Origin of the sequence: Virgibacillus oceani (assembly GCF_041521345.1) — a bacterium.
Lineage (GTDB): Bacteria > Bacillota > Bacilli > Bacillales > Amphibacillaceae > Virgibacillus_N > Virgibacillus_N oceani_A.
Genome location: NZ_JBGOHB010000028.1, coordinates 1 through 26,403 on the forward strand (window position 1 = coordinate 1; position 26,403 = coordinate 26,403).

A 26,403-nucleotide genomic window follows, 5' to 3' on the forward strand; every position below is an offset into this window, starting at 1 on the left:
AACTATATCTCCATATTTTTCTAAATGAATACTTCTATTTCGTTTAGAAATTCATTTTCATGGTAGTTGGTGGCGATGCGTAGCATAGCCATGGTTGTTTCAGTGGGGGATGAAAAGAAAACCCCCATTGAATGAAGTTTCACTTTATCGACAAAATACGGCATAAGTCAGGTAGGATATTTACTATAGTAATAATAGATAACAATTGGATGGTTCTTTTTTTGCAACAGAAGAACTGTCCCTTTGTTGCAAACAAGGAGGCGTTTATTTGCGGAGGAATAGTGTTTATCAAATAAAGTTTTTAAGTCTGGTAATGGTAGTGGTGATGGTTTTCTCTATCATCACTCCGGGTTTTGCGGAAGGGAATCTGGAGAATCGAAATGTGTTACATGATAAGAGCAACAGTCCTATGGCTAAGCTGAATGATCGTTTAATAAGTCAATGGGATGATGATGAAAAGGTAACGTTTTTAGTTAAATTTAAAGAAACGGCAGATACAGAAAAAGTCGTAGAAGAAGCGAAAAGTGATGCACAGGCTAACAACTTATCAGCTCAAAAAGCAGAATTTCATCAACGCTCCAATGTGGTTAATGTATTAAAAGAAGTTGCATTAAAAGAGCAGCAGAGCACAATGAAGATCTTGGAAAAAGAAGTTGAAAAAGGGGATGCTGAACTTGTACATTCCTATTTCATTGTTAATGCAGTCGCTGTGACAGCAACAAAAGCAGTGGCAGAAAAAATTGCAGGACTTTCAGAAGTGGAGAAGCTTCTGCCGAATGAAACGAGGTATTTAACAACTCCAGTACCTGAATCGAAAGTTATATCACAACTTGAAGCTGTTCCACAATTAGAAACAGAGAATATAGAATGGAATGTTGATAGACTAAATGCTCCTGCTGTATGGGAGATGGGTTTTGATGGAGCCGGGACAGTAGTCGCAAGTATTGATACTGGCGTACAGTGGGATCACCCTGCTCTAAAGGAAAAATATCGTGGTTTTGAGGTTGGAACGGGTATAGTTGATCATGATTACAATTGGTTTGATGCTACCGGATCAGAAGAGGAGCCATATGATGACCAGGGTCACGGTACGCATGTAACAGGAACGATGGTAGGAAGTGAAAGTGATGGTGTGAACCGAATTGGACTAGCTCCTGGGGCTCAGTGGATTGGAATAAAAGCATTCAACGCGGATGGAACAGCTACGGATGCTGATTTACTGGCTGCAGCGGAATGGGTTTTAGCACCAACAGATGCAGATGGAAATACGCGTGTAGATCTTGCCCCTGATATTGTCAATAATTCTTGGGGCGGTGGTCCTGGATTGGATGAATGGTATCGTGATGTTGTAACGGAGTGGCGTAACGCAAATATTTTCCCGGTTTTTGCTGCAGGTAACGTAGACAGTAATAATAGCGGAGGACCTGGTTCGGTTGCTACACCGGCAAATTACCCGGAATCTTTCGCGGTCGGGGCATTGGATGTTGGAGATGATGTGGCCAATTTTTCACTTCGAGGGCCGTCTCCATATGATGAAATCAAGCCGGATGTAACAGCGCCCGGACAGGGTATCCGTTCTTCTATTCCGGGAGGTGAATATGAGGGAAATAACGGAACATCCATGGCTGCTCCAGCAGTTTCCGGTGTTATTGCTTTATTGATTCAAGCAAACAGGAGCTTTGATGTCGAAGAAATAGAGGAAATTTTAATGGAAACAGCAAACCCATTAACAGATGACGAATATCCGGATACCCCGAATAATGGATATGGCTATGGCCTAGTCGATGCTGAAAATGCTGTGATGGCTGTAGATAGCGGGGTAGCTACAGTAGAAGGAAGTGTTACAGAACAAATAACGCAGCTGCCACTTGATGCTGAGGTAAGTGTACAGGGTAAAAATCGTTCAGTAAAAACAAATCCTGATGATGGATCATATATGTTTCGTTATGCTGGAGGAGAACATGTTTTGCAGGCCGAATCATATGGTTACTATACGGTGGAAGAGGAGATGGATTTAACTGAGAATGAAATAGCAGAATTGAATTTTTTCATGGAAGAAATACCAGAGGTGACGGTTAACGGGAAAGTAACAGATGCGAAGACCAGTGAGCCTATTGAAGCAGCTTATGTGCTGCTGGCAGAGGATGCGAATGTTGAGCCGGTACAGACCAATGAACATGGAGAATATTCGTTCGTGGCCTATGAAGGTGATTATACGCTAAGAGTTTCTGCAAATGGAAATGTTACAGAAAGAGTAGATGTATCAATTTCCGAGGACAATAAAACATTTAACATTGATCTTGAACCGTTCTACAGCTACCCAGGCGGTGAATTGGCTTATGATGATGGAACCGGTGAAGGTGGGAGTTGGTTTCAGGAAGCGGATAATGCCTGGGGAGTCAGGATGTCCCTTGATGAAGGTCAAGAACATGCATTAGTGACGGAAGGTAAATTTCTTTTCTCTGCTGGTGGCGGGGACCAATTTCAAGTTGCGGTAATGGATGCAAATGGTCCGAATGGTGCACCTGGAGAGATGATTGCTGGACCTATTGATGCCACTGCAGTGAAGGATGGCAGCTGGACTATTGTAGACTTGCGCGATTATGGAATTTTGGTAGAAGAAGAATTCTATATGGTCTATATTCAGTCTGAGGGTAGGGAAACAGCACCAAGGCTTCAGAATGATAAGGATGAGTTTACCGACAGAAGCTGGGAAATGTATAAAGGCTTCTGGTATCAATTGGAACCTGATTTTCTAACGGGAAATAAGATGATTCGCTCTGTAGTTGAATATGAAGTGGATACACCGGTAATCTCTTCACCGGAAAACGGATTAGTAACTAAGCATACGGAAATTAACGTAGAAGGTACAGCTACAGCGGAAACCGATGTCCGTGTGATGAATAATGGTAAAGCGGCCGAATTTACTAATGTTGGGGAAAATGGCACTTTTAACATAGATGTTCCACTCAAAGAAGGGGATAATGAATTGACAGCTATAGCATACGTAGATGGGGAAGCCGCGAAAGAATCCGATTTGGTCCTAGTTACAGTTGACACAGAATCTCCTGAACTAAAGGTTGATAGTCCAATAGATGGTGATAAAACTAATCGTGAAACAGCAACTGTGGAAGGTACTGTAAGCGATGAAAATCTTGACACGGTAGCGATTAACGGTCAGGAAACTGCCGTATCTGATGAAGGGGCGTTTTCACAGCGTATTCTGCTTAATGAAGGGGAAAATGTGATTGAAGTTGAGGCCACAGACTTTGCCGGTAATACGACAACAGAAACATTAACCATATTTGCCAAATATACTGCACCCGAAATCACTAACTTAACACCTGAAGAAGATATAGAACTCGAAACAGGTCAATCCGTGATGATTGAGTTTGAAAGTGAGCCGGGACTGCGTACAAGCTTTGTTGTGCACATGCCATTGACAGACTTTGGTACACAGACGTTGAATGCTACAGAATTACCGATGATGGAAACAACACCAGGTAATTATGTAGGCTATTATACCGTACCACGCAATGCTTATGCTGGTGGAGCAGTGATTGAAGTAAAAGCTGTAGATGATTTCAGAAACGAAACCCGTGAGCAAGCTGAAGGTAGACTGATTATTAACGTGGAGTGAAACATGGGGACGGTTCTTTTGTTGCGAAATGGTTAAATTTTGAAGGGTGCAGAGGCGGTATGTCTCTGTGCTCTTTTTATTGCATAAGGAAACCGTTTCAGTGTTCCAACCTTCATTGGTTGATGAAGGTTGGAAATGATTTAAGATTGATAGGTTAATCTTTTAATTTAATTTTTTGGATGTGGCTAATACAATAAATAGGTGAATCATTCCAATAATCCTGCTTTTTACCTTGGAAATGAATTTAATAAAAATGAGAGAAACATATTGTAGATTGTCTAAGCAATTTATATCAACCGGATTTCTATTAAAATGTAATTCACTTATCTTCAGTAAATCCTCCCTTTGAACAAGAATAATATGAATTGAATCTACTAACAACCAAAATATTTTTTCAAAATTTATATTGACTAATGATTTTTAATTTTATATAATGTAGCAAACATATAAATAAGCCCTTAAAACTCTTATTTAAAAATTTTATGAAAAGGGTTTCGTAAAGTGGGGAAGGTTTGAAAACTATCTGTTATCAAAGTATAAAACAGAAAAGCAGAATGCAAAATAGAAAGAATTGGATCAGATGACAATCTCAGAAATTGATGAATGAGGAAGACCATAAAGTCGCTGATGCAGTTATTTGAGAATTACTTACTATTGAAATGATAACTCAAATAATTTGTGAAAGTTTCAAAAAGGCGAGCGTTTATTTTATGTTAGTTCTGGCACGAGTGGCTGAATTTGAATTTTGTATTCCGTAGAATGCCAGCCATCCTTGAGTACTTCTCGTGAGCAAGTGTAAGAAGTTATGGCAGGTGGCGAAATAACCCATTATGTACTCAGTCGAAGGTGCTGAATACAAAGAGGAAATAGGTGAAAGTACCTTCAAAAAAGAAACTTGAATGACAGAGATATCGTGGTTGGAATTGCTCCAAGCGGTAGAACACCCTATGTCGTTGGTGCTTTGAAATATGCCCAAAAGGTTGGATGAGCATCGATTAGTTTAACAAGCAATAAAGATAGCGTCGTTAGTATATATGCGGATCATAAAATCGAAGTCGAGACCGGCTCAGAAGTATTGGCAGGGTCCAAGAGATTTAAGCAGGTACAGCACAAAAAATGGTTTTGAATGTAACGGATTTTTAAGTGAAACCAGCAATTGTTATGTTAATGACCGAACAGCCTTTTGAAAAAGTGATATTCGCCCTCGAAAAATCAAATGGGTTTGTCAACAAGGCAATTCAGTTCTTGCTGATAAATAGTATATTTAATCACGTAGAACTAACCTAAGCTACTAGGTGATGAGGTGTTTCTCTCATGCGTATAGAAAAAAGAATTCAATTCATTACGGAAACCTATCTGCCAGATGAATATTTTAATACTGTTGATCTTTTGTTTAGAAAGGATAATAGATATACGGTTTCATCCACTTATCAAAATGGCAGCTGGTTATCGAATCAAATAGAAAAACCTATTTTTGACTTGGCCAGTTTGACGAAAATCATAACCATGACTGGGATTTTGAGGTTGATTACTGAAAAGAGGTTTGGTTTAGAAACTAGACTTAGTAAATTATTACCATTGTCTGATCGAGTGCAAGAAATAAATAATATTACTGTTAAAGAATTATTGACACATTCGTCTGGATTACGAGCTTGGTATCCTTTTTATACCTTACATCCAAGAAGTTTCCTGGAAGCTTTGGCTGACATTGATCTTAAACATCATTCAGATTCAAAAGTCGTTTATAGTGATTTGAATTATATGCTATTGGGTGAAATTATTAAGTCTATCAGTGAAAAGAATCTATCACAATTTTTGCAAGAGAATATAGTTGAGCCTTTAAATCTGCCAAGTTTATCATATGGTTCCTTGAAAGAAAATCCATTCGTCGTTTCAACTGAATTCGGAAATCGTACAGAGAGAAAGATGGTACAAGAACGACACCTATTATTTGATGGATGGAGATCTTTTGAGGAAGCTATTCACGGTGAAGTAAATGATGGAAATGCTTTTTATTACTTTGGAGGAGAAGCTGGCCATGCGGGCCTATTTGGAACCACGGATGATTTGGACAAAATTTTAGCTCTTTATTTGAAAGGAGGTCAAATTGAAGGAAATGAATTTATCAATCAAAGCCTAGTGAAGCTTTCATTAAATAACCTCGTTGGAAATCGAGGTTTAGGTTGGCATTCAGGTGAACCATTTCCAACGGGATTTGGGCATACAGGTTTTACAGGCACATCCATCTGGTTAGATCCTGAAAATTCCATTACAGGAATAGTTTTAACGAACCGTCTGAATGTTAAAGAGCCTAGAAATGTAAATGGTTTCAGAATGGAAATACATCACGAAATACAAAATTCATTAAAAGATACCTAGGGAGGATTAAGATGATTAAAAACAAAAAAATTCTTGTTGCTTTATTAGCTATCACATTGATGATATTACTTGCTGCATGTGGTGGTGACGATAGTGTTGAATCTATAGATAACAATGATGATCAATCGTCTGAAGAATCAAGTGAAGATACAGGAGAGTCGGAAGAAACGGCAGGGGAACAGATTCTGAAAATCGCCAACGATCAAGAGCCTGCAGGACTTGACCCACATATCACCCCTGCACATTCTTCTGTAAGAGTTTATTCAAAAGTTTATAGTACGCTTGTTGGGTTTGATGAGAATATGGAAATCACGCCAGATTTAGCTGAAGAATGGGATTGGACCGATGATACTACATTGGTGTTCCAGCTAAGAGAAGGTGCCACTTTCCATAACGGAGATGACGTGACGGCTGAAGATGTTGTTTATAGCTTTGAAAGAATCCTGGATGAAGAAACAGGTTCTCATATAGCGTCATATTTTAGCTCAGTCGATAGCATCGAAGCGACAGATACACACAAAGTTGCATTCAATCTTTCTGAACCGGATGCAACGTTGCTGACAAACTTCACAAACTCGAGTGCAGCGATTGTCAATCAATCTGTTGTTGAAGAAAATGGAGACTTACAACAAGTTGCCGTCGGGACAGGCCCATTTAAATTTGAAGAATGGGTACCTGACAACAGTGTTACGCTGGTTAAAAACGAGGATTATTTTGTTGATGGTCAACCAGCCCTTGACCAAGTTGAATACTATACGATGGTGGATGAAGCAGCAAGACTTTCTTCGATTCGCACAGGCGAGATAGATATGACCACAGTGACGGCGCAATCTGCTGAATTGCTTGAAGCTGAAGATGGAATTAATATAATGGAATATCAAACACTTGAGTATAGTTACGCAGGTTTTGATATGAATCATGAAATTCTAAGCGATGAAAAAGTACGTCAAGCGTTGAGCATGGCGACAAACCGAGAAAGCATCGTTGATATAGTGTGGGATGGACAGGCAGTTGTTTCTGGCCCAATCGCTCCATCTATGGGTGATTGGTCAATCGATGTCACACAACATGAGCTTTATTCCAATGATCTAGATCAAGCTCGTGATTTGCTTGAAGATGCAGGGTATCCAGAGGGGTTTGAAATTGAAATTACTACAGCTTCTACTTATGACGATATGATTGATACAGCTCAAATTCTGCAACAACAGTGGGCTGAAATTGGCGTCAATGCGACGATTAGCCAAGTCGAGTGGGGGGAATACCTTGATATTTGGACAAACACCTCTGCTGACATATTGATTGGTCGAAATGGTTCCGGAAGCGATCCTGACCGGGCGATGAACTACTTCTTTAATTCTGAAGGTTCGGCAAACGTATGGGGTTACGCGGACGAAACATATGATGAAATCGTCTATGAAGGTAAAACTACAATTGATGAAAACGAAAGAAATGAAATTTATACGGAAGCTCAAAACTATCTACTAGAACAATCGCCTAACTTGTTCTTTGTTTCACCATCAAACTACGTTGCTGTTCGGAATACAGTGGAAAATTATACACCATATCCTCATAACGCAGAAGATATTGATGAAACATCTAAAAAATAAATAATATGAGGCTGCTTTAAAGCAGCCTCATATTTCTAGTTGAGGGTGAGATCTATGTATTCATATATTATTAGAAGACTTCTAATGATCATACCAGTTCTGTTCGGTGTGTCGATTGTCATATTCTTTACGCTCCGTGTTATACCAGGAGATGTAGCACAAACCATATTAGGAACGAGTGCTACAGAGGAATCTCTATCCGCTTTACGGGGTAGATTTGGCTTGGATTTACCCGTACATGAGCAGTATTTCTTATGGATTTCAGGGGTTTTAGGCGGTGATTTCGGCGTCTCAATGAGAACGGGAGCAGAAATTTTACCAGAGATTTTAAGCCGTTTTGCAATTACTTTTGAATTAACTTTAATGGCTGCCATTATATCTTGGATTGTGGCGATTCCACTTGGCATCATTGCTGGAATTAATAGAAATAGTAAAACAGATTTTTCTGTAAGGATTATTTCGTTATTTGGGGTATCTATTCCTAACTTTGCACTAGCGACCATCTTGATTTTGATTTTATCGTTAGTGTTTAACTATAGCCCGCCTGTAGGTTATGTTGGTTTCTTTGAAGAGCCATTAAGAAACTTGCAAATTTTGTTCCTGCCAGCCTTCGTATTGGGAACTGCAATGGCTGGTGCGGTCATGCGGATGACGCGTTCATCGATTCTGGAAGTTTTGCGCCAGGATTTTATTCGGACCGTTCGTGCGAAAGGTGTTAAGGAGCGCATCGTTATTTTTAATCACGCTTTCAAAAATGCGATGATCCCTATTTTGACGATTATCGGGATGCAAGTCGGTGTTCTTTTGGGGGGGACGGTTATCATTGAGCAAATCTTTTCTTTGCCTGGTCTTGGTCAGATGGTTTTGACAGGAATTAATCAACGTGATTTTACAGTGGTACAAGGGGCAATTCTGTTCATTGCCTTTGTTTTTGTACTGATTAACTTGCTTGTCGATTTGCTTTACGCTTATTTAGATCCGAGAATCACATACAAATAATCAAAAGTTGATGTTTCAGAGAAAGTGGGATTTACATGACAGAATTCATTCAAAAACTGAAGGAAGATAAAGTTGGCCTTGCCGGATTGATTGGTATCGTCATTGTTGTTGTTTTAGCCTTGCTTGCTCCAGTAATTACTCCCTATTCACCTGATCAAATGCATACGGAACATGTCATGGAGGCGCCGAGTTCACAATTTCTATTTGGGACAGATGATTTCGGAAGAGACATATTTTCCCGAATCGTCCATGGCGCGCAAGTTTCACTGCAAGTTGGTCTGATCGCTGTAGGAATTGGCGCTACGTTAGGATTGATTTTTGGACTTTTGGCTGGTTTTTATCAAGGAAAGACAGATCAAATTATTATGCGGGTTATGGATGTATTTTTTGCTTTTCCTGATATTTTACTTGCATTAACGATCATTGCTGTTTTAGGCCCTAGTTTAACCAACACAATGATTGCTATTGGAATTGTATTTACACCTGTATTTACTAGGTTGATCCGATCCGCCGTTTTGACGGTAAAAGAAAATGAATATATTTTAAATGCCAAAGCAGTTGGTGTCAGCAATATAAAAATAATTTTGAAACATATCACTCCGAATGTCATGGCGCCATTTATCGTGCAAATTACACTTGCATTATCTGGAGCTATTTTGACAGAAGCAGCGCTAAGCTTTTTAGGTCTCGGTGTCCAACCACCCAATCCGTCTTGGGGTGTGATGTTAAATGAAAGCAGAGCCTATATGGAGATCGCTCCTTGGTTGACAGTTTTTCCCGTTGTTGCAATTATCTTAACGATTTTCTGTTTTAATCTATTAGGTGATAGTTTGCGAGATTTATTAGATCCGAAATTAAGACAGTAAGTAATAATTAAACGAAAAGGATGAGTGGTATGCCTGCGAAATTAGGAATCGGCCTCATGTCAGGAACTTCTCTTGATGGAATCGACGCTGTTTTATGCAAAATTAATGGCACAGGTTTTGATACAGAAATAGAAATTCTGGATTCATATAATATTTCTTATTCAGAAGATGAAAAACAAAAAATCATGGATTTATGTGATGAACGAACTGCTCGAGTCGATGAAATCACTTCGATGAATTTTTACTTAGGTGAAAAGTTCAGTCAGGCAGTAGTGAAACTAATGGAGAAATCAAATTATGCAATGAGTGATGTTGATTTTATTAGTAGTCATGGACAAACTATTTATCACCTGCCTGATGAGGGCGTAGAATCTTTTAGTCTGAAGAGCACCTTGCAAATCGGGGATATTTCAGTCATTTCAGAAAGAACAGGTTTACCTGTTGTTGGAGACTTCCGTACAGCTGATATGGCAGCAGGTGGTCAAGGAGCTCCACTCGTTTCATTTTTTGATTATGTGTTCTTTAATAGTCAGAAAAAAGCAAGAGCTCTCCAAAATATCGGTGGAATCGGCAATGTGACTTACTTGGGAGTTCAAGCAGATAAGAAACCTTTTTCTTTCGATACAGGACCTGGAAACATGGTGATTGATGAAGTTGTCTATCGATTGTCGTCTAAAGAAAAAACTTATGATCAGAACGGCGAATGGGCTGCTGCAGGCGAAGTTAATGATGATTTTGTTGCGGAACTCATGAGGCATGAGTATTTTTCTAGAAAGCCCCCTAAGACTACTGGAAGGGAAGTTTTCGGTAAAGCCTATGTCGATCAAGTCATGGCATTAAGTGATCAATCCAACTTAAGAAAAAATGATCTCGTAGCAAGTATTACGGCTTGGACGGCGAAGACAATTGCACAAACTTACCAAGATTTTATTATAAATAGCGGCCTTCGACTGGATGAAGTTGTCATCTCAGGTGGTGGAAGTCACAACAAGACTTTACTAAAGTTTTTACAAAACTATTTGCCTGATCAAGATGTAACTACCATTGATGAATTCGGTATTTCGGGAGATATGAAAGAAGCAGCTGCTTTTGTTGTCCTTGGCTATCATTTCTTAAAAGGAGAGACAAATACAATTGAATCTGCAACAAATGCTGACAATAAAGTTATCATGGGCAAGCTAAGTTATACGCAACCGAATACCTTTGAAAAGGTACTTGCTATAAGGGGGAGTTAAATTGGCAAGTTTACTGGAACTTAAAGATGTATCAATTGACTATAAATCAAAAAGAAAAGAATATAATATTATTAAAAATATCAATCTATCGATCGATAAAAAAATGAAATACGGGATTGTCGGTGAGTCTGGAAGTGGTAAAAGTTTAACTTCCTTAGCGATGATCAATCTGTTATCGGATAATTTATCGGTCGATTCTGGCGAAATTATTTTAAGGACAAATGAAGAAAAAGTTTTGAATAAATTAAATAAAAAAGAGATGCGCGGTGTAAGAGGAGACGATATTTCAATGATTTTCCAGGAACCAATGACGGCCCTCGATCCACTTCATACGATAGAAAATCAAATTTTAGAAGTTTTAGAAGCACACCGTAAAATGAACAAAAAAGAGATGCTTGCAAGAGCAATAGATATGCTTGATAGTGTGGGCATTTCAAGACCTGAGAAAATTATGCAAGAATACCCGCATCAGTTGTCTGGCGGGATGCGTCAACGGGTTATGATTGCAATGGCACTCATTTGCGATCCAAAGCTTTTAATTGCAGATGAACCGACTACAGCGCTTGATGTTACGATACAAGCACAAATTTTGGACTTGATGAATGATCTCACGGATAATCATGACACAGCAATCTTGATGATCACCCATGACCTAGGCGTCATATTAGAAACTTGTGACCGTGTGGCCGTCATGTACGCGGGACAAATTGTAGAGGAGTCGACGGTGAAAGAAGTGTTTGATCATCCACAGCACCCTTATACTCAAGGATTGTTAAAATCTATCAAAACATTGGGAGACCGGTCTCAAAAATTATATTCGATTCCAGGAAATGTTCCAACACCGGATAATTATCAAGAGCTAGGTTGCCGGTTTGCGACAAGATGTCCTTTTGCTTTTGAGAAGTGTTTCAAGCAAGAACCTCCTGAATTTCAAGTCGGAGACGATCATGCCAGCAAGTGTTGGCTTCATGAGAAGGAGGCGAAGTCAATTGAGTGAGAAACCAGTCGTATTAGAAGTTAAAAATTTAAAAAAACATTTCCCAATTAAAGGTGGCGTTTTCAAGACAACTAAAGGTCATGTCAAAGCAGTTGATGGCATTACGTTTTCGATCAAAGAGAATGAGACATTTTCAATTGTCGGTGAAAGTGGTTGTGGAAAATCAACAGCTGGAAGAACGATATTACGTTTGCTTGAACCGACTGAAGGAGAAGTGTGGTTTAACGGCGAAAATCTCTATGATTTCAATAAAAAAGAATTTAGGCAAAAGAGAAAGGATTTTCAATTAATTTTCCAGGATCCGTATAGCTCATTGAACCCGCGGATGAAAGTGGAAGAGCTTTTAATAGAACCTTTGTTAACGCATAACATGTGCACAAAAAAAGAGGCGAAAGAACAAGCCGCTAACATGATAGAAAAAGTGGGTCTCTCCAAAAAACAATTGGAAAGATATCCACATGAGTTCAGTGGCGGTCAACGCCAGCGGATCAGTATTGCGAGAGCATTGATTGTCAATCCAAAACTTGTTATTTTAGATGAAGCTGTTTCAGCTTTGGATGTATCTGTCCAATCCCAGATTTTAAATCTATTAAGTGACCTGCAAGATGAATTTGATTTGACTTATATTTTTATTTCCCATGACTTGAATGTCGTTAAGCATTTAAGTGACCGCGTCGGCGTGATGTATCTTGGGCAGATGATGGAACTCACTGAAACCGATAAGCTGTATGATAATCCACTCCATCCTTATACGCAGGCATTGCTTTCTGCGATACCGAGCTTGTCGACGAAGGAAAAGAAAAAGAGAATTATTCTAAAAGGGGATGTACCTGATCCATCCAATCCCCCTTCAGGATGTCCTTTCAGGTTGAGGTGTCCGCATGCGCATGACCGCTGTGTGGCCGAAAATCCAGCTTTTCAAGAAGTTGAAAAAAGTCATTGGGTTGCTTGCCATTTATATAATGAGTAGAAATGGAGTAAGAATTTAAGTGAATTCCATGTTTACTTATTTTGCGAGAGATATTGGATGGATCCCCTGAATAGGAGAAAAAATAGTAAAATATAAACCTGAGGGACCGAAAATGATTTAATTTATACGGACACTATATTAGGCAAAAAAATGGGATCGTAATTTCCCGAGACTAAAAAGAATATTTTATTGGTGTCCATCATGCTTATGTTTATGACATTGAAATAGAAAAGCTTTTTTCATCGTGTGAATGAAATGGTGAAAGGTATAAAAGCAACAGGTCAAGTTAAAATGTATTTTTCTTGAGGAAAATAGGTAAACTCAAAAAAAGCATTCCTCTTGAAATCAGAATAATTTTATGTATAATGGAGTTATAATTAAATATTCGATTCCAATCTTCGGGGCAGGGTGAAATTCCCGACCGACGGTAAGGAGCTGTATAGCTTCAAGTCCGTGACCCGTGAAAGCGTATTGCTTGAGCGGTGGATCCGGTGTGAGTCCGGAACCGACAGTTACAGTCTGGATGGGAGAAGATGTTGAGCCACTTGGTGCATTTTAATGCGCCCGGTTTTCCATTGACGAACTATACCCTAAAGCCCCATTATGCTTTAGGGTTTTTAATGTTCATTGGAGCTAAAGGCTTTTCCTTCATCAACGAGATAGGAATCGAGACAAGATGGAGGAGAAAGAAGATGAAAAACAGAAACCTTTTAAAACTTATTATTCTGGCATTGCTTGGAACGATATCTCTTGTACTATTTTTCTTTAATTTCCCGCTGCCATTTCTGCCGCCGTATTTGAAGATCGACTTTAGTGATATACCTGCACTAATGGCATCGCTCATTTTCTCGCCAATGGCTGGTGTGACAGTAGTTGGAATAAAAAACCTGCTTTATATGGCCATCGGCGGCGGAGAACCGGTTGGCGTGGCTTCCAACTTTTTGGCAGGAATTATGTTTGTGGTACCCGTAGCAATTCTTTACCATAAATTCAAAAAAGGCGTAAAAAGTGTTGTATCCGGTCTTATCGTTGGAACCATTGTTATGGCAGTCGGGATGAGTATATTAAACTATCTCATCATTTTACCAGTTTATGCATGGTTTATGGGAATGGAAGAAATGCATATTACTAGCGTCAAGTTTTATGCTGTGTTGTATGGTATTCTGCCGTTTAACGTGATAAAAGGGATCATTGTAGGGTTAATGTTCGTACCGCTGTTTGTGAAAATGCGCAGCTGGATCGAACAAAAACGGCTCGATATTGCTTAAGATTATAACAAAAGCTGATCTCAAAAGAGGTTGGCTTTTTTTGCATTTGCAAAATCATTTCACTTCCCCGCAGCAAAATAATAAAACAGACCTCCGAGCATCCAGAACGGTTCCCAAAACACAAGCCGCCAATAAGTCGCATAACTGTCCAGATCAAAATCTAGTACTCCAAAGGCACTCAAACTTATGGTAATGAAGTTGAGAAGGCCATATGTAAATAAAAGGATACCCGAAATTTTTATTGTGTAATAGAATGTCCATTTTAACCAGGTTTTTCTCCAATGTACTAAAAGCAGAAACAGCAGGACCGCCCCGAATAACTTTACGAAGCCTGTCAGCCAAACAACCAGGATAAAGGCTGGATCCGGGTTTAAAGACTGTTCATAAATTGCCCCGCCGAGCGATCTAACTCCGATCATGCCTCCCAGGGCCCAGTAAAAGCTCATGGCAGCAAACGTTAGTGTCCACACTACACCCAATGACAGAAAAAGTTTATTTGTTTTCATATGTATTTCCTCCGGCTCCCTCTTTTACTTTTGCAACATGATCACGACTCAAATATTACAGCAAATTGACAAGACAGCATACACAATTTTCTGTTTTCCTTCATTTGACCTATTATTTATTGTTAGATTCTTACTGGAAAGCTGAAGTCACGCACTGGTGTATGCAATATTTGTCTGAAACAGCTCTTAATGTCCATTGCTTATTCTTTGCTAATTAAAAGAGGTGTTGTATAATTTTAGTAGCGTAAAATTGAATAAAGCTTATAAATAAGGTGTCTGAATTACGAGACTTAAAAAGGGAAGTTTGGTGAAAATCCAACATGGTCCCGCCACTGTAAATGGTAAAGAATGTTTAAATCCACTGTGCAACGAGGCATGGGAAGGAAAACATAAATCAGCCATGAGTCAGGAGACCTGCCTTATTTTACTGCGCCAATCAAACCTACGCGGATAGGGGGGTGTATGAAAGGTAAATGAGGAATCTATGGGTCCACGTTTATTTATTCGACATCTCTGTGATCAGAGATGTTTTTTTAACGGATAAAATATGTTTTACGGATGTCCATATTGTAACAAAACATAATAACAATTGGGGGAATTAAATTGAAAAAAGTAAATATATTTTTGCTCACATTATTAATTATTGCTGGAATTTTGGCTGGTTGTGGTGCAGCTGAAGAGAATGGTGAAACCGATACTGCGGAAGATGAAATCACAGAAGAAAATGATCAGTCAGCAGGCGATGAGTCGGCGTTTCCAGTTACAATGGAAGACAGTGCCGGAGAGGAAGTAACGATTGAACAAGCGCCGGAATCCATTGTTTCACTTATGCCAAGTAATACCGAAATAGCTTTTGCCCTTGGACTTGATGAAAGAATAGTTGGTGTTTCCGACCACGATAACTACCCGGAAGAAGCTTTGGAAAAAGAAACAATTGGTGGACTGGAATTAAATGTTGAAATGATTCTCTCGCTTGAACCTGATTTAGTCTTAGCACATCCCACCAATCCACCGGAGGGTATTGACCAAATAAAGGATTCCGGCATAACAGTGTTAACGGTGAATGATGCTATAAATTTTGATCAGGTTTATGAATCCATTGAAATGATAGCTGCTGCAACAGGAACAGAAACAGAAGGGGAGGAAATTATTATTGGCATGCAGGATGATTTGGCTGCTTTAGAGGAAAAAGCAAATGAAATCGCTGAAGCGGATAGGGAAAAAGTTTTCATTGAAATTTCACCGGAACCTGAAATTTTTACGCCGGGCAATAATACATTTGAAAATGAAATTTTAACCAAAATCAATGCGATAAACATCGCAGCGGACCAAGAGGGCTGGGTAGAATTAAGTGAGGAAGCCATCGTGGAACAAAATCCGGATGTGATTATTTTGAGTTATGATTTTGTTGAAGATCCAGTTGGACAGGTTTTAAGTCGTGATGCATGGCAGGATATAACGGCAGTACAAAATGAAGATGTCATCCTTGTAGACACTGATATTATCAGTCGCCCGGGGCCTCGTTTAACAGAAGGAGCGGAGACGCTTGCAAAAGCCATCTATCCGGAAGTTTTCGAAGAGCAGTAAATTTTTCGCATATATTCTTCTTACTGTTTTGTTGGTATTTACCATTTTATTGGGTACATCCATTGGAACCGTTTCTGTTCCTTTTTCCAGTATTATCCAAATAGTAATTTCAAAATTAATTCCTGGATTATCATGGGGCACCGTAGAATCCATGCACGATAATATTGTATGGAATATTCGTCTGCCTCGGGTACTTTTATCAGGGTTTGTGGGGGCTTCTCTTGCCATAGCAGGGGCCGCCTTCCAGGGTTTGTTGCGTAACCCGCTTGCAGACCCTTACACACTGGGAGTATCCTCGGGTGCTTCTGTCGGTGCAGTGTTTACCATCTTTTTTGGGATATCACTTCCATTCTTAGGTTCATTTACCTTGCCTGTATTTAGTATTATTGCGTCATTTCTAACGATATTTATCGTGCTATTTTTCGCCCAGCGAATCGACCGGGCAATGCGCGTGGAGACAATTATATTAACAGGTGTTATTTTCAGTTCTTTTTTAGGAGCCCTTATTTCTTTAATGATTGCTTTAACCGGAGAAGAATTAAGACAAATTATCGGCTGGCTGCTGGGCAGTGTTTCCATGAGGGGCTGGGACCATATTCAAATTATCATGCCTTTTTTCCTAGTCGGTGCTATTTTATTAATATTTCATGCGAAAGAGCTAAATGCGATGTCTTTCGGGGAGGAACAGGCTCAATATTTAGGGGTGAATGTAGAACGGAAAAAAATGAGTATTTTGATCGCAGGTTCGATCTTAACAGGAGCTGCTGTAGCGGTATCCGGAACAATCGGTTTCGTAGGCCTAGTTATTCCGCATTTTATCCGTATCCTGTGGGGACCCAATCATGTACATTTACTGCCGTTATCCGCACTTGCGGGCGGGAGTTTTCTTATTCTTGCGGATTTGGTCTCAAGGACGATTATTTCCCCTTCTGAATTGCCAATTGGTGTCATCACCGCGCTTATAGGAGCACCGATCTTTGCCGTTATTTTAACAAAAAACCGTATGGAAAGAAGAGGATAACATGATTGAGGTAGATAGCTTATCCTGTGGCTATTTTAATGAAACGATTATTAAAGACATCTCATTTCATATTCAAAAAGGAGAGCTCTTTGGCATCATTGGTCCAAATGGAAGCGGAAAAACAACGCTTTTAAAAACGATCAGCCGAATTCTGGCGATAAAACAAGGTGAAATCAGGATAAAAGATGAACCGATATCTCTGTACGACACAAAAAAGTTTGCCCAATTAGTGGCTGTACTTCCGCAAAATGCCGTACAGACATTCAGCTACACGGTAAAAGAAACGGTATCATTAGGCCGATATGCACATCAGAAAGGTTTGTTTCAATCCATGAGTGAAGAAGATGAATCAATCATTCAAGATGTAATGAAACAAACAGGTGTTGAAGCGTATCAGCATGATGCAATTGATACGTTATCTGGAGGGGAACGGCAGCGGGTTTTTCTTGCACAGGCTTTAGCTCAGGATCCGGAAATTCTTTTGCTTGACGAACCGACTAATCACCTTGATATTGCCTATCAGAAAGAATTGCTGGATGTGCTGAAAAGCTGGACAAAGGAAAAAGATTTAACAGTGATTTCCATTTTTCATGATTTAAATTTAGCTGGATTATATTGCGATCGCCTGCTTTTGTTACAGGACGGGAAAAAGGTGATATGCGATAATTCAAATGAAGTGCTGAAAAGAGAACGGATCCAGGATGTTTATGGTGCCGCCATTGAAGCGCATCCACATCCTAAGGTAGCAAAAACACAGATGATGCTTGTTCCCAGTTTTTTTGCAAGGCAAAGGAATGTGATCATTAGCGAGGATTTACTGCAAATAACGGATGAAAAAATCACATTGGAAACAAGTGAGCCGTTAAGGACAATGTCTTCAGGAGTGACGGGCGACGGTGTTGGCTGGCATAGCGCTTTTGTCAATCGCCATGTGGATCAAACCTACAATTGTTCAGACCATAAACTTGAAATGAAAGACTATTTAATTGCCAACGGATTTCATCCCAATGACACAGTGGGCATGATGACAGCGGCATGGTTATCAGATGTTAGCTTTCATTTTCTTGAAGCAGAGGCATGCTCGGTGTTCATTGTCGTTACTGCAGCAAGTGGCAACGCAGTCGATGCTTCCCGAGGTCAAAAAAGAACAATGGAAATCAAGCCAGGTACGATCAATATATGGGTATTGGTGAATGGGAAATTAAGTGAAGAAGCGTTTATTCAATCCATCATGACAGCAACCGAAGCAAAAGTCTCAGCAATAAAGGAAATGGGAATATTGGATGCAGAAACAAATACAACAGCAACTGGTACGTCAACAGACAGTATATTAATCGGAGCATCACAACAAGGGAAAGTGCTCAGCTATGGCGGGACGGCCACACCGCTTGGCCAGCTTGTCGGTAAAGGTGTGTACCAATGTACGAAAAAAGCATTGGAAAATTACTTTAAAAGGAGAAACAGCAGATAATGATTTATCATCATCTTATCGCTATCGTGCTAGCTGTTGTTATTGATCGTATCATAGGTGACCCGCCTCAACTGCCGCATCCTGTAAAAAGCTTCGGGAAAATGATAAGTTATTTTGATAAAAAATGGAATGAAGGGCAGTGTCAAAAGATAAAAGGTTTGTTCATGCTGATTATTTTAATCTTTATTATATTGGGCTTATCTATCGGAGTCGTTACGCTTGCTTATTACATCCATCCTGTAATTAGGGTTATAGCTGAAGCAGTCCTCATTGCAACGACAATCGCCCAAAAAGGACTCAAAGAAGCGGCTTTGGAGGTTGGAGAGCCGCTGGGAACCGGTGATATAGAACTAGCTCGTCAAAAACTATCCAATATTGTAGGACGGGATACGGATCAATTACCAGAAGAAGAAATCATTCGGGGAACCGTTGAAACAGTGGCTGAAAATACGAGTGACGGCATTACCGCACCATTGTTTTGGGCCGCAATCGGTGGGGCCCCGCTTGCATTGACGTACCGTTTGATTAATACATGTGACTCCATGGTGGGCTATAGGAATGTTTCTTATCAAAACTTTGGCTGGGCATCAGCAAGGCTGGACGATATTGTAAATTGGCTGCCATCCCGTCTGACAGGTTTTATTATGATGCTTGGCTACCGTTCGGGACAAATTTCCTGCAAAGAGGCATGGTATATTCTTTTTCGTGACGCTAAAAAGCACCCAAGTCCGAACAGCGGCTGGGGAGAAGCGCCTGTTGCTGTGCTTCTCGGAGTTCGCCTTGGTGGTTTAAACTATTACCAAGGGCAGGAGTCCTACCGAATGGAAATGGGTGAACCTGTAAATCGGCTGCAGCTTAAACATATTGCGGAAAGTATTAAAATAATGCAGCGAACCGTCAATCTATTTTTAGTCACCTTACTTATAGGAGGAATCATCTTTGACCTTACCATCACATGGATCTAATCCGGCTTATTTATATGAAGCGTATGCGCTTCCAATGCCTGCAGAAATCATTGATTTTAGTGTTAATTTAAATCCGTTCGGGCCACCCTTCAAACTGAAGGAAAAATGGCCATCGTGGTTCATGTTAATTGAAGATTATCCTGATCCGCAAGGCAAGGAATTAATCAAAATTATCTCGGAAATGGAAAGTATTGATACTTCATCCATATTATTGGGGAATGGCGGTGCTGAACTGATTACTTTAGTTGCAAGTCATTTCTCAGGAAAATCGATAGGGATCACGCAGCCTGCCTTTTCTGAATATGAAAAAACGGCAAGGGCGTATGGCTGTCACATTACATATATCCATCTTCCTGATGATGATTGGCAATTGAACACAGAGGAAATATCAAGCCAGCTTGATGCTGTGGATGCATTATTTATATGCCATCCCAATAACCCAACTGGCGTAAGCTATTCACAAACAGATTTATTGAACGTTTTAAAAGCGTGCGAGAAGTATCGTTGCTATTTGATTGTTGATGAAGCTTTTCTGGATTTTCTGGAAGAAGGCCAAAGTCTTGCAAGTTTCATTACGGAAAGCAGTTATTTAATCATCTTACGATCGCTAACGAAAATGTATTCTATTGCAGGTTTGAGACTTGGATTTCTGATGACTAACCCGCATTTATTGGGGAAATTGAAAAGTATTCAGCCTCATTGGAGCGTAAATACCTTAGCACTCGAAGCCGGAAAAGCAGCTTTGAAGGATAAGACGTATGTCCGTAAAACAAAACAGTTTATTCATGGGGAAAGAAAGCGGATCATGCGTGATTTAAATAAGCTGGGCTATCATCTTTCAGACAGCAAGGTTAATTTTTATTTGCTTCGGGATCCCTCGCTGCACAATCAATCTTCTTTACTCCAGTATTTATTGAAAAAAGGGATTGTTCCAAGACATACTGAAAATTATCCCGGGTTGGATGGGCGATATCTGCGCTTTGCAATTAGACAGCAAAGTGAAAATAATATACTTTTGGAGGCATTGGCAAAATGGAAACAGGAGAGCTGATCTTCGTTACAGGCGGGGTGAGGAGCGGGAAAAGTTCATTTGCAGAGGAATATGCAGCTTCCGAGGCGAACACAAAAGCAGGAAATTTACATTATATTGCCACGTCAAAACCAGCGGATGAAGAAATGGTGAATAGAATTAAACGCCACCAAAGAGATCGGGAAAGAAGTGGAACCGCTTGGAAAACATGGGAGTGGCCTGTAGACTTGCATGAAATTGTTCCTCATTTTAAACAATCTGATATTGTGTTACTCGATTGTTTGACAATCCTTTTATCGAATGAACTTTTTCGATATAAGGATCCAGGCGAAAGCTGCGATAAAAAGAAAATTTACGATGCTATAATAGACGGGATTGTTCAACTTACAAATGTGGTTAATACACTTATCATCGTTTCCAATGAAGTTTTAACAGAACCAATGTCAGACGAAAAAGTCGTAAAGTCATATTCGCATCTTTTAGGAAAACTTCACCAGGCAATGGTGAACCGTGCGGAGAAAGCCTATCTTGTAGAAGCTGGAATACCTATTTTAAAGAAGGAGAGACCCTGAATATGAAAGGAATTATGATTCAAGGTACCGCCTCGAGTGTTGGAAAAAGCTTAATTGCAACAGTATGCTGCCGCTTGTTTTATGAAGATGGGTATCATGTGGCACCATTCAAGGCGCAAAATGTTACCCACCATTTCTATACAAATATCCAAGGTGAGAAAATTGCCAAATCCCAAGCCATTCAAGCAAGAGCGGCTAAAACGGAACCTTCTGTTTTAATGAATCCAACCTCCTTAACTTTAGGAAACGATCAATCGGAAGTAATCCTGCTTGGAAAAACAAAAGGACGGTTTGAGAAAACAGACAATCCTAATGCTATCTATGACAAGTGGATTAACGTAATTCAATCATCGCTGGAACAATTAAGCAGACAATATGATCTGCTTGTTTTAGAAGGTGCAGGGAGCCCGGTAGAACTTAATTTAAAAGAACGAGATGTTTCCAACATGAAAACTGCAGCACTTGCAGATGTACCTGTATTGCTTGTTGCAGATATTCATAGGGGCGGGGCATTTGCGAGCATCGTCGGTACGCTTGAATTACTGGAACCAGCGGAAAGAGAACGGGTGAAGGGAATAATCATTAATAAATTTCAAGGGGATAGAGCACGATTCCACGATGGGATAAAATTAATGGAAGAAAGAACAGCACTGCCTGTTCTTGGTGTATTGCCATTTATGGATCATGACATTGAAGAAGAGGATGACAAAGTCCTCCTGCTCAATGATTCTAATGCCACTCCTTCAAGCTTGCCTGCAGATCATCAAATAGATCAAATAGCACAAAAGATGAAACAGCACCTTGATTGGAAACAAATTAAAGAAATAGTGGACCAGTGGGATAAACGATGAAAGCATATATTTATGGCCTCATTTTAAATATACAATTTTTTAGTATTATCCCGTTACAGGCAGAGGTACCCTCAGTAAAGAAGAATTACGAACGGGCCATACAGACGTTTCCGATTTCAGGATTGATGCAAGGCGTTATTTATGCCGGCTTTTTATACATGATGTTAGAGTGGACGCCTTTGTCAGCTCTGGCAGTCGCCTTTTTACTTTGGCTTCTGATGATCGTTTTAACCGGCGGTATTCACTTAGATGCCTGGATTGACTGCAGTGATGCTTTTTTTTCCTATCGCGATAAAGAGAAGCGTCTTCGTATTATGGAAGATTCCCGGGTTGGGGCTTTTGGTGTGCTGAGTGTGATCGTACTATTAGCTGCCCGCTTTTTCTTTTTATATGAAATTATTTTAATGGCGAACACTTCAACTTACCTATTCGTTTTAGTTATCCCGTTTTTCGGCAAAACACTCATGGGGATGATGTTGGCTCGCGTTCCCTTAGCTAAAGAAGAAGGAATGGCATACTTTTTTAGAAAAGCGACTCAACCAAAAACTTTATGGATATATCCAGCGTATATGCTTATTTTGTTCCTTGGCAGTGCGCTATTAGCGCAAGATTATTTCATTCATTTACTCATCTTGCTTATCATGAAATATATTTTGTTTATTTTATTTCGCAGGAAGTCATTAAAATGGTTTGGCGGTATAACGGGGGATGTTACCGGGGCAGCAAGAGAAGGAGGAGAAATTAGTTTATGGATAATTGTGTGGCTATTTCATTATTACGCCATGGGATGACAGAAGAAAATGAAAGACGGGCATATATCGGCTGGACTGACGCTCCCCTTAGTGATAAAGGAAAAGAAATGATGTATCAGAAACGAAAAGATTACGAGCAGCATGATATGATTTTTTCCAGCCCGATGGTTCGCTGTTTGCAAACGGCTGAAATACTTTTTCCCAATCAAAAATTAAATATTGTCCCTGATATGAAAGAAATGAATTTTGGTTTATTTGAAGGAAAGACGTACGAACAATTGAAAAGTCAAAAGGCGTATATAAATTGGTTATCTAATCCTTTTTCCCGCCGCCCGCCACACGGTGAATCTTATTATGATTTTGAAAAAAGAGTAGAAATTGGCCGGAAGAAGGTTGCCGGGAAAATAGGTGAAACAGAAGCAACGAATGCGGTGATCGTGGCACATGGCGGGGTGATTCGCCAGCTGCTTTCGACCTGGTCTGCAAGTGATAAACCATTCTTTGAGTGGAAGATACCTTATGGTGGCGGATACCAATTGATTTGGACAAAAGAAGCGTTCAGGAGGGGTGAAAAATGCATGTCGTTACAGGTGGTGCCTACAACGGAAAAGCTGGGTGGGTCAAGCAGTGTTATGAATTAAGTGACAAATACCATACTTGGATATCGGCTTATGAAAGGGTGCCATGTCCCGATGACTTATCAAAGTATAATACCGATTTGATCATTTTAGAAGGCGTGGAACAGTGGATTCGGCGAAAGGTTGCGGAGGAAAATACGGCGTTTACCCGAAATGCTGGCAAAGCATTAATTGAAAAATGGGTTGGGTGGACACAGCAGCATCCAGGATACCAGCTCGTTGTGATTGGAACAGATATTTCTAAGGGTATTGTTCCAATTGAACAAGTTGATCGGAAGTGGCGAGATATGACCGGCTGGTTTTATCAGGACTTGGTAGAAAACTGCGAGCGATTTGATGTTATATGGTATGGGATAAACAACCAATTAAAAGGGAGGAATTTGCAATGAAAATTTATACAAGAACAGGTGACAAAGGACAAACAGCCCTTATTGGCGGACGGGTTGACAAAGATGATATTCGGGTAGTGGCTTACGGAACTGTGGATGAACTGAACGGATTTGTCGGCAGAGCAATGACCGAGCTTGACAAGGATAAATTTTCTGATGTGCTTGATGACTTGGAAAAAATTCAGCATGAGCTATTTGATTGTGGCGGGGATCTTTCCAGTGTACTGGAGAAAAGAGAAAATAAACTAAAAGAAGTAATGGTCGATTATTTAGAAGCACGGATTGATGTGCTGACAGAAGAAACACCTGATGTGGAGCGTTTTATTTTACCTGGTGGATCGAAACCTGCTGCAACCATCCATATTGCCAGAACAGTAGCCAGACGTGCAGAGCGATTGATTGTAAAATTAATGAAACAGGATGAAAATGTGCCGCCGGTTACTTTACAATATGTAAATCGGCTTTCTGATTACTTTTTTGCATTAGCCAGATTAATTAATTATAGGCTGGAAGTTCCCGACGTAGAATACGTGCGAAGTGCAAAGGTTTTCCGCAGCGGCCGCAGCAAGGAGAAGTAATTGAAAAGGGATGTAGCAGTGATCCCGTTGAATGATGAAGAGGAGCTGGTTATTGCAACGGATAACAGTGGATCAACCGGGATGCGCGAACAGGATGTCGTGCAAGTGCCGTATGACATTGTGTCCTATTTTAATTTTCGAGTCGCTTGGATGGAATGTGTGGCTGCAGGAGCAGCGCCCTTTGCTGTCGTCTTGCACAATTTCTCCGGTGAAGCGGCTTGGACTCAGATGGTCAAGGGGATTCAACGCGGGATGCAAGAATTGGAGATAGAAGATTTGAAGATTACCGGCAGCACGGAGACGAATTTTTCACTCATGCAGTCAGCAGTTGGAATGAGTATAATTGGACGAAGGAAAAAAGGGTTGGAAGAAGCAATTTATTCTGATATGGAAAAAATGAAAGCAGCAGTTATCGGTGAACCGCTGGTTGGTAATGAAGTCATTGACAATAAACATGCTATTGCCCCGCTCAAGCTGTTCCAATGGTTCGCCAATCAACGTGACATTCTATCTTTGGTGCCTATCGGTTCAAAAGGAATTTTATATGAATTGGAGCACTTTTTTGCAGACCGGCCATTGAGATTTACGACTGACCTGGACATGCAGAAGTCTTCAGGACCTGCTACTTGTTTTATTGTTGTTTTTAAAGAAAGTAAGAGGGAAAAAGTGAAAGAAATAGCGGCAGATTTGTTTCATGAAGTGACAATAGAACAAATTGATACTTAAATTTGAGCAGTTCAGACACTTTTTTAAAATGGAATGAATTTGTAAACCAGATAAATAAGTAAAAGGGTAATACATAAAATAGGAACATATGGATTACCCTTTATGCTGTTTACTTACGCTTATGATTTACCGATTCGAGCTCCAATGGCAAAAAAGCATAGTCCCCGTCCTTAATAATCTCCCCTTTACGAACCGAAATTGGATATTTAAACAAGGGGCCATTTATTACTGTCGTATGGAACTCTCCACCTTCTCCGCATGGGTCTATACCCCGGGTTTCAAGCTCTTTTAAGTATTCATGGTTTAATGTTCGGCCTAAGTCGTCCTCTCGCATGCCAAGTGATAAATTAACCGTTACAATAATTGATTCAAATTTCAGGTTTACGAACGCTTCAACAGCCGCTCGATGAGTCATGCCCCATAATGGCATCCCTAGCTTTAACTCCGCATTCTTCGTAACTTTTTCATGCCAGCTGCCGTGGGAAGGCACAGCTAAGTCTCCCGTCACTAATACTTCTGCCCCTTTATTTTTAGACTTTTCCAATAGGCGGATAAATGCCGTTTCATAATCTTCCCAGCTTGCAGCAGCAGTAATCAAGGGTAAACCAATAGAATCAGCCTGGGCACGCAAGAGTTCTGGCGGCATTCCGTGTGATCTGGAACGCTTTCCTTCTTCCTCCAGCATGGCGATCAACCCAATTGCTTCTCCAACCTTCATTGCCTTATATAAAGCTAAGACACTATCTTTTCCTCCGCTAAAAGCAGCTACAAATTTATGCTCTGAGACAATACTTTTCCAATTCATTAATGCTGACATTAATATCTCCCCCTTTTTATTAATAACTCATTCCCAGGACCTGTTTATAACCAAAATAAATTTCTTTTATAGAATAGTACATTTCAAAAAGCACATTATTTTCTATCGTATATTACTTTGAACGCACTAAATACCAGAAAAAAAGCATGTGATTCTCAAGTTGGATCACATGCTTATATACAAATTATCTACTCTTCTTCAACTAAATTTCTGGCTGTTGGCTGCACTTCCAGCCGTTCATAGGGAATAGGCTTTCCTGATTTTTGGCTGTAGCCATAAGTACCATCTTCAATCCGCTGCAATGCATCTTCAATATCCTGTATCTGATCCTGTCTCATCATTTCTAACCCAGCATCCCGCTGCTGTTCAAATTGCTCCGTTCCCATATCACCAGGATGGTTGTCATAATCAGCAAGTTCTCCGACCGAATCATTGGGTCCCTCTGCCTCATCTATCCGTTCCTGATCTCGGTCCTTCATCATCTGTAATCGCTGTTTAAAATGCGCAAGATCGTCTTTACTCAGATGTTCACTCATCGT

The 26,403-nt window shown here is 40.0% G+C and carries 24 protein-coding genes and 2 riboswitches; of the genes, 21 read left to right on the plus strand and 3 right to left on the minus strand.

Translation table 11 applies throughout. The annotated features are described in order from the left end of the window. Positions 1-325 precede the first annotated feature (325 nt). The 9 genes from ACDX78_RS17620 (at position 326) to ACDX78_RS17660 (ending at position 13,961) form a co-directional block, all read left to right on the plus strand. Complete coding sequence (locus tag ACDX78_RS17620) at positions 326-3,640, plus strand: S8 family serine peptidase (RefSeq protein WP_486029540.1); 3,315 nt, start codon at positions 326-328, stop codon at positions 3,638-3,640. 1,314 nt (positions 3,641-4,954) lie between these two features. Further along, entirely contained in the window at positions 4,955-6,019 is a 1,065-nt protein-coding gene (locus ACDX78_RS17625; RefSeq protein WP_486029477.1) for a serine hydrolase domain-containing protein, read from the plus strand. A gap of 11 nt (positions 6,020-6,030) precedes the next feature. Next, positions 6,031-7,626, plus strand: a complete 1,596-nt coding sequence (locus tag ACDX78_RS17630) for an ABC transporter substrate-binding protein (RefSeq protein ID WP_486029478.1) — start codon at positions 6,031-6,033, stop codon at positions 7,624-7,626. Between the two features lie 54 nt (positions 7,627-7,680). Continuing rightward, positions 7,681-8,625 (plus strand): ABC transporter permease, encoded by a 945-nt coding sequence (locus ACDX78_RS17635; RefSeq protein WP_486029479.1) that lies wholly within the window; start codon positions 7,681-7,683, stop codon positions 8,623-8,625. 35 nt (positions 8,626-8,660) lie between these two features. Further along, positions 8,661-9,491, plus strand: coding sequence for an ABC transporter permease (locus ACDX78_RS17640; protein WP_486029480.1), 831 nt, complete (start codon positions 8,661-8,663; stop codon positions 9,489-9,491). Between the two features lie 29 nt (positions 9,492-9,520). After that, positions 9,521-10,726, plus strand: coding sequence for an anhydro-N-acetylmuramic acid kinase (locus tag ACDX78_RS17645; RefSeq protein WP_486029481.1), 1,206 nt, complete (start codon positions 9,521-9,523; stop codon positions 10,724-10,726). A gap of 1 nt (position 10,727) precedes the next feature. Beyond that, the gene (locus ACDX78_RS17650) at positions 10,728-11,723 is read left to right on the plus strand and encodes an ABC transporter ATP-binding protein (RefSeq protein WP_486029482.1); all 996 of its coding nucleotides are present in this window, start codon (positions 10,728-10,730) and stop codon (positions 11,721-11,723) included. Beyond that, a complete protein-coding gene (locus ACDX78_RS17655) occupies positions 11,716-12,693 on the plus strand; it encodes an ABC transporter ATP-binding protein (RefSeq protein ID WP_486029483.1) in 978 nt (325 codons plus the stop codon). The genes ACDX78_RS17650 and ACDX78_RS17655 overlap by 8 nt, the downstream gene beginning before the upstream one ends. Before the next feature lie 390 nt (positions 12,694-13,083). Next, a riboswitch (FMN riboswitch) is annotated at positions 13,084-13,232 on the plus strand. 153 nt (positions 13,233-13,385) lie between these two features. Continuing rightward, positions 13,386-13,961 carry an ECF transporter S component gene (locus ACDX78_RS17660; protein ID WP_486029484.1) on the plus strand — a complete coding sequence of 192 codons (576 nt, stop codon included), beginning with the start codon at positions 13,386-13,388 and terminating at the stop codon, positions 13,959-13,961. 59 nt (positions 13,962-14,020) lie between these two features. On the opposite strand, the gene ACDX78_RS17665 is transcribed toward ACDX78_RS17660, so the two are convergent. Continuing rightward, positions 14,021-14,467 (minus strand): DUF3995 domain-containing protein, encoded by a 447-nt coding sequence (locus ACDX78_RS17665; RefSeq protein ID WP_486029485.1) that lies wholly within the window; start codon positions 14,465-14,467, stop codon positions 14,021-14,023. Positions 14,468-14,720: 253 nt separating this feature from the next. Next, positions 14,721-14,903: riboswitch (cobalamin riboswitch) on the plus strand. 167 nt (positions 14,904-15,070) lie between these two features. Here ACDX78_RS17665 and ACDX78_RS17670 point away from each other — a divergent pair. Genes ACDX78_RS17670 through ACDX78_RS17725 form a run of 12 tightly spaced genes read left to right on the plus strand, consistent with a single transcriptional unit; the run spans position 15,071 to position 25,047 of the window. Continuing rightward, positions 15,071-16,054, plus strand: a complete 984-nt coding sequence (locus ACDX78_RS17670) for an ABC transporter substrate-binding protein (RefSeq protein ID WP_486029486.1) — start codon at positions 15,071-15,073, stop codon at positions 16,052-16,054. Beyond that, positions 16,014-17,075, plus strand: a complete 1,062-nt coding sequence (locus ACDX78_RS17675; protein ID WP_486029487.1) for a FecCD family ABC transporter permease — start codon at positions 16,014-16,016, stop codon at positions 17,073-17,075. Before ACDX78_RS17670 ends, ACDX78_RS17675 begins: the two co-directional genes overlap by 41 nt. 1 nt (position 17,076) lies before the next feature. Continuing rightward, complete coding sequence (locus tag ACDX78_RS17680; protein ID WP_486029488.1) at positions 17,077-18,546, plus strand: adenosylcobinamide amidohydrolase; 1,470 nt, start codon at positions 17,077-17,079, stop codon at positions 18,544-18,546. After that, complete coding sequence (gene cbiB, locus ACDX78_RS17685; RefSeq protein ID WP_486029489.1) at positions 18,546-19,511, plus strand: adenosylcobinamide-phosphate synthase CbiB; 966 nt, start codon at positions 18,546-18,548, stop codon at positions 19,509-19,511. Before ACDX78_RS17680 ends, cbiB begins: the two co-directional genes overlap by 1 nt. Next, positions 19,486-20,562 (plus strand): threonine-phosphate decarboxylase CobD, encoded by a 1,077-nt coding sequence (gene cobD, locus ACDX78_RS17690; protein WP_486029490.1) that lies wholly within the window; start codon positions 19,486-19,488, stop codon positions 20,560-20,562. The genes cbiB and cobD overlap by 26 nt, the downstream gene beginning before the upstream one ends. Beyond that, entirely contained in the window at positions 20,544-21,113 is a 570-nt protein-coding gene (locus ACDX78_RS17695) for a bifunctional adenosylcobinamide kinase/adenosylcobinamide-phosphate guanylyltransferase (protein WP_486029491.1), read from the plus strand. The genes cobD and ACDX78_RS17695 overlap by 19 nt, the downstream gene beginning before the upstream one ends. Positions 21,114-21,115: 2 nt before the next feature. After that, positions 21,116-21,964, plus strand: coding sequence for a cobyric acid synthase (locus tag ACDX78_RS17700; protein ID WP_486029492.1), 849 nt, complete (start codon positions 21,116-21,118; stop codon positions 21,962-21,964). Next, the gene (locus ACDX78_RS17705; RefSeq protein ID WP_486029493.1) at positions 21,961-22,755 is read left to right on the plus strand and encodes an adenosylcobinamide-GDP ribazoletransferase; all 795 of its coding nucleotides are present in this window, start codon (positions 21,961-21,963) and stop codon (positions 22,753-22,755) included. Before ACDX78_RS17700 ends, ACDX78_RS17705 begins: the two co-directional genes overlap by 4 nt. Further along, on the plus strand, positions 22,713-23,357 hold the full coding sequence (locus ACDX78_RS17710; RefSeq protein ID WP_486029494.1) for a histidine phosphatase family protein: 645 nt from the start codon (positions 22,713-22,715) through the stop codon (positions 23,355-23,357). The genes ACDX78_RS17705 and ACDX78_RS17710 overlap by 43 nt, the downstream gene beginning before the upstream one ends. After that, the gene (locus tag ACDX78_RS17715) at positions 23,291-23,743 is read left to right on the plus strand and encodes a bifunctional adenosylcobinamide kinase/adenosylcobinamide-phosphate guanylyltransferase (RefSeq protein WP_486029495.1); all 453 of its coding nucleotides are present in this window, start codon (positions 23,291-23,293) and stop codon (positions 23,741-23,743) included. The genes ACDX78_RS17710 and ACDX78_RS17715 overlap by 67 nt, the downstream gene beginning before the upstream one ends. Further along, on the plus strand, positions 23,740-24,321 hold the full coding sequence (locus tag ACDX78_RS17720) for a cob(I)yrinic acid a,c-diamide adenosyltransferase (RefSeq protein ID WP_486029496.1): 582 nt from the start codon (positions 23,740-23,742) through the stop codon (positions 24,319-24,321). Before ACDX78_RS17715 ends, ACDX78_RS17720 begins: the two co-directional genes overlap by 4 nt. Beyond that, positions 24,322-25,047, plus strand: a complete 726-nt coding sequence (locus ACDX78_RS17725; protein ID WP_486029497.1) for an ATP-binding protein — start codon at positions 24,322-24,324, stop codon at positions 25,045-25,047. A gap of 109 nt (positions 25,048-25,156) precedes the next feature. On the opposite strand, the gene ACDX78_RS17730 is transcribed toward ACDX78_RS17725, so the two are convergent. Beyond that, positions 25,157-25,864 (minus strand): Dph6-related ATP pyrophosphatase, encoded by a 708-nt coding sequence (locus tag ACDX78_RS17730; protein WP_486029498.1) that lies wholly within the window; start codon positions 25,862-25,864, stop codon positions 25,157-25,159. A 188-nt stretch (positions 25,865-26,052) separates the two neighbouring features. Beyond that, on the minus strand, positions 26,053-26,400 hold the full coding sequence (locus ACDX78_RS17735) for a TraR/DksA C4-type zinc finger protein (RefSeq protein WP_486029499.1): 348 nt from the start codon (positions 26,398-26,400) through the stop codon (positions 26,053-26,055). Positions 26,401-26,403 lie beyond the last annotated feature (3 nt).